Origin of the sequence: Streptantibioticus silvisoli (assembly GCF_027947535.2) — a bacterium.
Classification (GTDB): domain Bacteria; phylum Actinomycetota; class Actinomycetes; order Streptomycetales; family Streptomycetaceae; genus Streptantibioticus_C; species Streptantibioticus_C silvisoli.
In genome coordinates this window covers 58,012-68,286 of the sequence record NZ_JAAGKO020000010.1, presented here as the reverse complement: position 1 = coordinate 68,286, position 10,275 = coordinate 58,012, and the positions used below count along the sequence as shown (strand labels likewise).

1 protein-coding gene is annotated in these 10,275 nt (G+C 75.8%); it reads left to right on the top strand.

Annotated features, from left to right (window positions below; translation table 11 throughout):
* The first annotated feature begins 35 nt into the window (after nt 1–35).
* A complete protein-coding gene (locus tag POF43_RS09875) occupies nt 36–10,229 on the top strand; it encodes a type I polyketide synthase (RefSeq protein ID WP_372515930.1) in 10,194 nt (3,397 codons plus the stop codon).
* The last annotated feature ends 46 nt before the right edge of the window (nt 10,230–10,275 follow it).

The following is a 10,275-nucleotide window of genomic DNA, read 5'->3' as shown; positions in this document are numbered from 1 at the left end:
CGAACACCGCCAACCTCTTGGCTCGGCTCAAGGATGTGACATTCGTGGCTGACGACGACAAGTACGTTGAGTACCTCAAGCGGGTGACGGCAGAACTGCGGCAGACCCGCCGTCAGCTCCGGGAGGTCGAGTCCAGGAACCAGGAGCCCATCGCGATCGTGGCGATGTCCTGCCGCTTCCCGGGCGGGATCAGCTCTCCCGAGGACCTGTGGCGCTTCGTCGACCAGGACGGCGACGCCATCGGCCGCTTCCCGGGCGACCGCGGCTGGGACATCGAGGACCGCTTCGACCCCGACCCCGACAAGCCGGGCACCTTCTACGCCCGCGAGGGCGGCTTCCTGCACGACGCCAGCGAGTTCGACCCGGCGTTCTTCGGGATGAGCCCCCGTGAGGCGCTGGCCACCGACCCGCAGCAGCGGCTGCTGCTCCAGGCGTCCTGGGAGATCTTCGAGCGGGCCGGCATCCGCCCGGCCACCATGCGCGGCAGCCGCACCGGCGTGTTCGTCGGCGCGGCCACCTCCGGCTACGGCGTCGGCCCCACCGAGGTCCCCGAGGACGTCCACGGGCTGATGCTGGCGGGCAACGCCACCTCCGTCGCCTCGGGCCGCATCTCCTACGTCCTGGGCCTCGAGGGCCCGACGGTCACGGTCGACACCGCCTGCTCCTCCTCGCTGGTGGCGCTGCACTGGGCCGTGCAGGCCCTGCGCACCGGCGAGTGCGACATGGCGATGGCCGGCGGCGTCGCCGTCATGGCCACCCCCGGGCTGCTGTTCGAGTTCAGCCGGCAGCGCGGGCTGGCGCCGGACGGCCGCTGCAAGGCGTTCTCCGACGACGCCGACGGCACCGGCTGGTCCGAGGGCGTCGGCCTGGTGCTGGTCGAGCGGCTGTCCGACGCCCGCCGCAACGGCCACCCGGTGCTCGCCGTCGTGCGCGGCAGCGCCATCAACTCCGACGGCGCCACCAACGGGCTGACCGCCCCCAACGGCCCCTCCCAGCAACGCGTGATCCAGGCGGCGCTGGCCAACGCCGGGCTGACCGCGGCCGACATCGACGCCGTCGACGCGCACGGCACCGGCACCTCGCTCGGCGACCCGATCGAGGCCCAGGCCCTGCTGGCCACCTACGGCCGCGAGCGCGACGCGGAACGGCCGCTGCTGCTGGGCTCGCTGAAGTCCAACCTGGGCCACACCCAGGCGGCGGCCGGCGTCGCCGGCGTCATCAAGATGGTGATGGCGCTCCAGCACGCCCGGCTGCCGCGCACCCTGCACGTGAGCGAGCCGTCGACGCACGTCGACTGGTCGGCCGGCAACGTCCGGCTGCTGACCGAGCCCACCGCGTGGCCGGACACCGCGGGCAACCCGCGCCGCGCCGCCGTCTCCTCGTTCGGCATCAGCGGCACCAACGCGCACACCGTGCTGGAGCAGGCGCCCCTCGAAGAGGCCGAAGGGGCCGAAGCGCCGGACCAGCCCGCCGAACCGGCGCCCGCCGCCGTCGCGCTGCCCGTCGTGCCGTGGATCGTCTCGGCCCGCGCGCAGGCGTCGCTGACCGCCCAGGCCGGCCGGCTGGCCGACTGGACGCGCGAGGAGGGCGGCGAGGTCTCCCCGCTGGACGTCGCCGTGGCCCTGGCCACCACCCGGCAGACCTTCGAGCACCGCGCGGTGGTGTTCGCCGCGGACCGCGACGCCGCGCTGGACGGCCTGACCCGGCTGGCCGGCGCCGAGGACGGCGAGCCCGGACCGGGCGTCGTGCTGGGCCGGGCGCTGCGCGGTTCCACCGCCTTCCTCTTCTCCGGCCAGGGCGCCCAGCGCCTGGGCATGGGACGTGAGCTGTACCAGGCCTTCCCGGTCTTCGCCGAGGCGTTCGACGCGGTCTGCGCACACCTCGACGCCGAACTGGGCCTCTCCCTCAAGGCAGTGGTCTTCGACGGTACGGACGCCGCGCGGCTGGAGCGCACCGACCTCACCCAGCCGGCGCTGTTCGCCGTCGAGGTGGCCCTGTTCCGCCTGATGGAGCGCTGGGGCGTCAAGCCCAAGTACCTCATGGGCCACTCGCTGGGCGAGCTGACCGCCGCCCACGTCGCCGGGGTCTGGTCGCTGGCGGACGCCTGCCGGCTGGTCGCCGCCCGCGGCCGGCTCATGCAGGCGCTGCCGGCCGGCGGCGCCATGGTCGCCGTCGAGGCGTCCGAGCAGGACGTCGCCCCGCTGCTGGCCTCCCGCGGGCACGAGGTGGCGCTCGCCGCCGTCAACGGCCCCCGTTCCGTCGTGCTGTCCGGCGACGAGGCCGCCGTCGAGGAGATCGCCGCCGGCCTGGCCGAACAGGGCCACCGCACCAAGCGGCTGCGGGTCAGCCACGCCTTCCACTCGCCGCGCATGGACGCCGCGCTGGAGGAGTTCGGGGCCGTCGCCCGCCAGGTGACCGCGCACCCGCCGCGCATCGCCGTGGTGTCCAACGTGACCGGCCGGGTCGCGACCGCCGAGGAACTGTGCTCGCCCGAGTACTGGGTGCGCCACCTGCGGGAGGCGGTGCGTTTCGCCGACGGCCTCGGCTGGCTGGCCGAGCACAACGTGACCCGTTTCCTGGAACTGGGACCGGACTCCAGCCTGACCGCCATGGCCCAGCTGTGCCTGCCCGAGGACGGCGTCGAACGCGTCACGGTGGCCGCCCTGCGCAAGGACCGCCCCGAGGCCGCCTGCCTGCTCACCGCGGTCGGCCAGGTCTTCGTCCACGGTGCCGCGGTGGAGTGGCCGACGGTCCTCGGCGGGCGGCCCGCCACCCGTGTCGACCTGCCCACCTACGCCTTCCAGCGCGACAGCTACTGGCTGAAGATGGCCGCCGCCCCGATCGGCGACCTGGCGGCGGCCGGTCTCGGCACGGCCGGCCACCCGCTGCTGAGCGCCGTGGTGCGGGTCGCCGAGGGCGACCAGGTGCTGCTGACCGGCCGGCTGTCGGTCGCCTCGCACTCCTGGCTGGCCGACCACGTCGTCTCCGACGCGGTCCTCCTGCCGGGCACCGCCTTCGTCGAACTGGCCCTGCGGGCCGGCGACGAGGTCGGCTGCGACCTGCTGGACGAGCTGACGCTGGAGGCGCCGCTCGTCCTGCCGGCCACCGGCGCGGTGCACATCCAGCTGGCCGTCGGGGCCCTCGACGGCTCCGGCCGCCGCCCGCTGGGCATCTACTCGCGGACCGAGGGCGAGGACGGCGAATGGGTCCGGCACGCCGGCGGCCTGCTCGCCGCCGGCGCCGCCGAGCCCGGCTTCGACCTGACCGCCTGGCCGCCGCGCGGCGCCGAGGCCGTCGAGCTGGGCGAGTTCTACGCCGGCCTGGCGCGCACCGGCTACCAGTACGGCCCCGCCTTCCAGGGCCTGCGGGCCGCCTGGCGCGACGGCGACCACTGGTACGGCGAGATCGCGCTGCCCACCGAACGGCACGCCGAGGCCGGCCGCTTCGGCCTGCACCCCGCGCTGCTGGACGCCGCCCTGCACACCCAGCTCGTCGGCCCGGCGGGGGAGGGGTCCTCCTCCGGGGTGAGCCTGCCGTTCGCCTGGAGCGGGGTCTCCCTGCACGCCGTCGGCGCCCCCGCGCTGCGCGTGCGGCTCGCCCGGCAGGGCGGCTCCGGGGTCACCCTGGACATCGCCGACGCCGAGGGCCACCCGGTGGCCACCGTCGGCTCGCTGGTCTCGCGTGAGGTCGCCCCGGACCGGCTGCGCGCGGCCGGCGCCCCCGCCGACGGCGCGCTGTACCGGGTGCGGTGGTCCGCGGCCGGCGACCCCGCCGCCGTCACCACCGACGGCTGGGCCGTCCTGCACGGTACCGCCGAGTCCGCCGACAGCCCCTGGCCGGCCGACTGGCGGCACGCCGCGGACGTGACGGGACTGCCCGCCGACGCCCCCGTCGTGCTGCTGCCGTTGCGCCCGGCACCGCAGACCGACCCGGTGGCCGGCACCGTCGCCGCCCTGGAGGCGGTGCGCGGCTGGCTGGCCGACGACCGCTCCCAGGCGTCGCGCCTGGTCGTGGTGACCCACCGCGCGGTCGCGGCCGGCGACAGCGAGGACGTGACCGACCTCGCCCACGCCGCCGTGTGGGGCCTGGTGCGCTCCGCCCAGGCCGAGAACCCCGACCGGCTGATCCTGCTCGACCTCGACGGTGAGGCGTCCTCGTACGCCGCCGTCGCCCGCGCGGTCGCCACCGCCACCGAGGCCGGCGAGCCGCAACTCGCCGTGCGCGAGGGCCGGGTGCTGGCACCGCGGCTGGCCCGTGCCGAGACCCCCGCCGAAGGCGAAGGCGACGGCCCGGCGCGGTCCTGGGACCCGGACGGCACCGTCCTGATCACCGGCGGCACCGGAGCGCTCGGCGCCCTGGTGGCCCGGCACCTCGTCGCCCGGCACGGTGTGCGCAGCCTGGTACTGGCCTCCCGGCGCGGACCGTCCGCGCCCGGCGCCGGGCAACTGGCCGCCGAACTGACCGGCCTGGGCGCGGACGTCCTGGTCGAGGCGTGCGACATCGCCGACCGCGACGACCTCGCGCGGCTGCTCGCCGGCATCCCGCAGGACCGCCCGCTGCGCGGCGTCGTGCACACCGCGGGCGTCCTGGACGACGGCGTCGTCGAGGCACTCACCGCCGAACGGGTCACCGCCGTCATGCGGCCCAAGGCCACCGCCGCGGCCAACCTGCACGAACTGACCCGCGACCTGGACCTGACCGCGTTCGTGCTGTTCTCCTCGGCAGCCGGCCTGCTGGGCGGCGCCGGACAGGCCAACTACGCGGCGGCCAACACCTACCTGGACGCGCTGGCCCAGCACCGGCGTGCCAACGGCCTGGCGGCCACTTCGCTCGCCTGGACCCTGTGGTCCGGCTCCGACGGCATCGCCGGGAACCTGACCGACGCCGACCTGGCCCGCATCGCCGCGGCCGGGCTGCCCGCCCTGTCCGGCGAGCAGGGCCTGGAGCTGTTCGACGCCGCCCTGGCCGCCGGCGACCCGCTGCTCGCCCCGCTGCGCCTGGACCTGGCCGCGCTGCGCAAGGCGGCCACCGCCGGCCGGCTGCCCACGCTGTTCAAGGGCCTCGTACGGGTCACCGTGCGGCGCACCGTGGAAGGCACCGCCGACGGCGGCGGCCCCGCCCTGGCCCGGCGGCTGGCCGGCCTGGACCCGGTCGAGCAGGAGCGCGCGCTGCTCGACGTGGTGCGCAAGCACGCCGCCACGGCCCTGGGCTACGCCTCCGCCCAGGCGGTCGGCGCGGACCAGTCCTTCAAGGACCTGGGCTTCGACTCGCTGACCTCCGTCGAACTGCGCAACCGCCTCAGCGCCGAGACCGGCATCCGGCTGCCCGCCACGCTGGTCTTCGACCACCCCCGCCCGACCGCCCTGGCCCGCTTCCTGCGCGACGAGGCCGCCGGCACGGTGGAGCAGGCCATGACGACCGCCTCCCCGGCCGTCACCGAGGACGACCCGGTCGTCATCGTGGGCATGGCCTGCCAGTACCCCGGCGGCGTCAACTCCCCCGAGGACCTGTGGCGCTTCGTCAGCGAGGGCGGCGACGCGATCTCCGCCTTCCCCACCGACCGCGGCTGGGACCTGGACCACCTGCCCGGCCTGCAGGCCGGCTTCCTGTACGGCGCCACGCACTTCGACGCCGCGCTGTTCGGCATCTCGCCGCGTGAGGCGCTGGCGATGGACCCCCAGCAGCGGCTGCTGCTGGAGACCTCCTGGGAGGTCTTCGAACGCGCCGGCATCGACCCGCTGTCGCTGCGCGGCACCCGTACCGGCGTGTACGTCGGCGCCATGGGCTCGGGCTACGCCTCCGGGCTGTCCGACATCCCCGAGGGCATGGAGGGCTACATCGGGCTCGGGGTGTCCGGCAGCGTCATCTCCGGCCGCGTGGCCTACACCTTCGGTCTCGAAGGCCCGGCCATGACCATCGACACCGCCTGCTCCTCCGCGCTGGTCGCCCTGCACCTGGCGGCGCACGCGCTGCGCAAGGGCGAGTGCACCATGGCGCTGGCCGGCGGTGTGACTGTGATGGCCACTCCCGGCACCTACACCGAGTTCACCGCGCAGAACGGTCTGGCGGCCGACGGACGCTGCAAGGCGTTCGCCGCCTCCGCCGACGGCACCAGCTTCTCCGAGGGCGTCGGCGTCCTGCTGCTGGAGCGGCTGTCCGACGCCGAGCGGCTGGGCCACCCGGTGCTGGCCGTCGTCCGCGGTTCGGCCACCAACCAGGACGGCGCCAGCAACGGGCTGACCGCCCCCAACGGCCGTTCGCAGCAGCACGTCATCCGGCAGGCCCTGACCGCCGCCGGGCTGTCCCCGGCCGACGTCGACGCCGTCGAGGCGCACGGCACCGGCACCTCGCTCGGCGACCCGATCGAGGCCCAGGCCCTGCTGGCCACCTACGGCCGCGACCGCGACCCGCAGCGGCCGCTGCTGCTGGGGTCGGCCAAGTCCAACTTCGGCCACACCCAGGCCGCCGCCGGTGCCGCCGGCGTCATCAAGATGATCATGGCCATGCGGCACGGCGAACTGCCGCAGACCCTGCACGTGGACGAGCCGTCCCCGCACATCGACTGGTCCAGCGGCGCCCTGCACCTGCTCACCGAGGCCCACCCCTGGCCGGCGGGCGGCCCCCGGCCGCGCCGGGCGGGCGTGTCGTCGTTCGGCATCAGCGGCAGCAACGCCCACGTCATCCTGGAGGAACCGGCCGCCGCGCGCGCCCTGGCGGCCCGCCCGGACGCCGCCCCGGGGCCCTACGCCCTGACCGTCTCCGGACACACCCCGGAGGCGCTGCGCGACCAGGCCAAGCGGCTGCGGGCCCACGTGCGGGCCCGCCCCGAGGAGCAGTTGCGCGACCTCGGGCACGCGCTGGCCGCCACCCGCCACCCGCTGGACCACCGCGCCGTGGTGGTGGCCGCCGACCACGAGGAGCTGCTCACCGGGCTGGCCGCCGTCGCCGACGGCCACGACACCGCCGCGCACGCGGTGACCGGCGCCGTCGGCACCGCGGGCGCCACCGCGTTCCTGTTCAGCGGCCAGGGCTCCCAGCGCCCGGGCATGGGGCAGGAGCTGTACGACGCCTACCCCGTCTACGCCCGCGCGTTCGACGAGGTGTGCGCCGAACTCGACCGCCACCTCGACGGACCGGCGCTGCGCGAGACCGTCTTCGCCGCCGAGGGGACCCAGCAGTCCGCGCTGCTGGACCGCACCGACTACACGCAGGCGTCGCTGTTCGCCCTCGGCACGGCCATGTACGCGCTCGTGCGCTCCTGGGGTGCCCGGGCCGACCTGCTCGCCGGCCACTCCATCGGCGAACTGACCGCCGCGCACGCCGCCGGCACCCTCACCCTCCAGGACGCCTGCGCCCTGGTCGCCGCCCGCGGCCGGCTGATGCGGGACCTGCCCTCCGGCGGTGCCATGGCCGCCGTCCAGGCCACCGAGGCAGAGGTCCTGGCGGTCCTCGACGCCGACCGGGCCGCCGTCGCCGCGATCAACGGCCCCACGGCCGTCGTGGTGTCCGGCGACGAGGAGGAAGTGGCCCGGATCGCCGACCACTTCGCCGCACAGGATCGAAAGACTAGGCGTTTGCGGGTCAGCCATGCGTTTCACTCAGCACGTATGGACGCGATGCTGGAGGACTTCGAGCAGATCGCGGCGGGCGTGCGGTTCGCCCCGCCGGCGATCCCTGTCGTGTCCGACCTGACCGGCCGCCGCGTCGAGGACGAGGAGTTCTGCTCACCCGGCTACTGGGTGCGCCACGTCCGGCACGCCGTGCGCTTCCTCGACGTCGTCCGCACCCTGGAGGACGAGGGCGCCCGCACCTTCGTGGAACTGGGCCCCGACAGCACGCTGACCGCCATGGCGCTCGAAAGCCTGACCGCCCCCGCCGAGGCGCTCGCGGTGCCGCTGCTGCGCCGCGACCGGCCCGAGCGGCACACCGCGCTGCTGACGGCCGGCCGGCTGTACGCCCGTGGCTGCGGCGTCGACCTGAAGACCCTGTACGGCGACGACGCCCGCCGGGTGGACCTGCCGCCGTACGCCTTCCAGCGCGAGCGGTACTGGCTGGAGTCGTCCGCGGCCCCCGCCACCGCGGTGGACCCGGCCGACCGGCAGTTCTGGGAGGCGGTCGAGCGGATCGACCTCGACGACCTGACGGCGCGGCTGGACCTGTCCGCCGACGCGCCGCTGCGTGACGTGCTGCCCGCGCTGGCCTCCTGGCGGCGCGACCGGCAGGAGCGCTCCGCGGCGGAGGGCTGGGAGCACCGGATCGTGTGGAAGCCGGCCGCGGACACCGCGGCGGCGTCCCTGACCGGCACCTGGCTGCTGGCCGTCCCCGCCGACCGGGCCGACGGCTCGTGGGCCGCCTCGGTCGCCGACGCCCTCACCGGGCACGGCGCGCGGGTCGTACCGCTGCCGGTCGACTGCGCCCACGCCGACCGCAAGTCGCTCGCCGACCTGCTGGCCAACCACCCCGACGCCGACCGCGTGCTGTCGCTGCTGGCCGTCGACGAGCGCCCGCACCCGGACCTGCCGTCGACCCCCAGGGGCCTGTCCGCCACCGTCGCCCTGCTCCAGGCCCTCACCGACACCGGCGCGACCGCGCCGTTGTGGTGCGTGACCGCGGGCGCGGTGGCCGTGCACGATCAGGACCCGCTGGTTGCACCGGTGCAGGCCGCCGTGTGGGGCATGGGCCGGGCCGCGGCCCTGGAGTACCCGCAGGCGTGGGGCGGTCTGGTCGACCTGCCCGGCGGCACCGACACCACCGTCCCCGAGCAGCTCGCCGGCCGGCTGTGCGCCGTGCTGGACGCCCGCGACGGTGAGGACCAGGTCGCGGTACGCGGCTCCGGCGTCTTCCTGCGCCGCCTGGTGCGGGTCGACCGCCCGGCCCCGGCCGGCGACCAGTCGCAGTGGTCCGGGACCGTGCTGCTGACCGGCGGAACCGGCGCGCTCGGCGTCCGGATGGCCGGCTGGCTGGCCCGCAACGGCGCCCAGCGCCTGCTGGTCGTCAGCCGCTCCGGCGCGACCGCCGACACGGCCGACGCGCTGCGCGCCGAGCTGGGGGAGTCCGGCACCGAGCTGGTCTTCGCCGCCTGCGACGTCGCGGACCGCGAGGCCCTCGCCCGGCTGCTGGCCGAACACCGGGTCGACGCCGTGATGCACACCGCGGGCGTGCTGGACGACCGGCTGATCGACAGCCTCACCCCGGAGAGCCTGGAGATGGTGCTGCGGCCCAAGCTGGCGGCCGCCCGCAACCTGCACGAGCTCACGCTCGACCACCCGGTCCGCGCGTTCGCGCTGTTCTCCTCGGTGGCCGGCACCATCGGCTCGGTCGGCCAGGCCAACTACGCCGCCGCCAACTCCTACCTCGACGCCCTCGCCCAGCAGCGCCGGTCGGCGGGACTGCCGGCCACCTCGCTGGCCTGGGGACCGTGGGCCGGCGGCGGCATGGCGGTGGAGAACGCCGACGTCGAGCAGCGCATGCGGCGCAGCGGGATGATGCCGCTGGACCCGCGGCTGGCCCCGGAGGCGGTCGGACGGGCGGTGGCCCGCGGCGAGAGCGTGCTGACCGTCGCCGACGTCGACTGGGCCCGGTTCGCGCCGTCCTTCACCTCGGTGCGGCCCAGCCCCCTGCTGGCCGACCTGCCGGAGGTGCGCGCCCTGCGCGCCACCGCCACCGTCGCCCAGGACGACGCGGACGCCGGCGAGCGGCTGCGCGCCCAGCTGGCCGGGCACGCGGTCGCCGAGCAGGAGCGGATCCTCGTCCAGCTCGTGCGCGGCCACGTCGCCGGGGTCCTCGGCCACGCGTCGGTGGACAAGGTCGAGGCGGCCAAGGCGTTCAACGCCCTCGGGTTCGACTCGCTCATGGCCGTCGAGCTGCGCAACCGGCTCGGCCTGGCCACCGGCCTGCAACTGCCCGCCACCTTGCTGTTCGACCAGCCCAGCGCCGCCGCGCTCGCCGGTGACCTGCGGGTGCGGCTCACCGGCGGATCGGCCGGATCGAGCCAGGTGCTCGGCGAACTCGACCGCATGGAGGAGTCGCTGGGCGCACTGGCCGGGGACGACCCGCAGCGGGCCAGGATCGGCGTACGGCTGCAGGCACTGCTCGCCAAGTGGAACGGATCCGCCGCCGCGGCGGACCCCGACGGCACCACCGGGACGGAAGACGTCAGCGAACGCATCAACTCCGCCGCGGCGCAGGAGATCTTCGACTTCATCGAGAACGACCTCGGGATCTCCTGAGCGCGTGGGCTACGGGACTGGGGAGCGGGATACGGGTGAACACGCA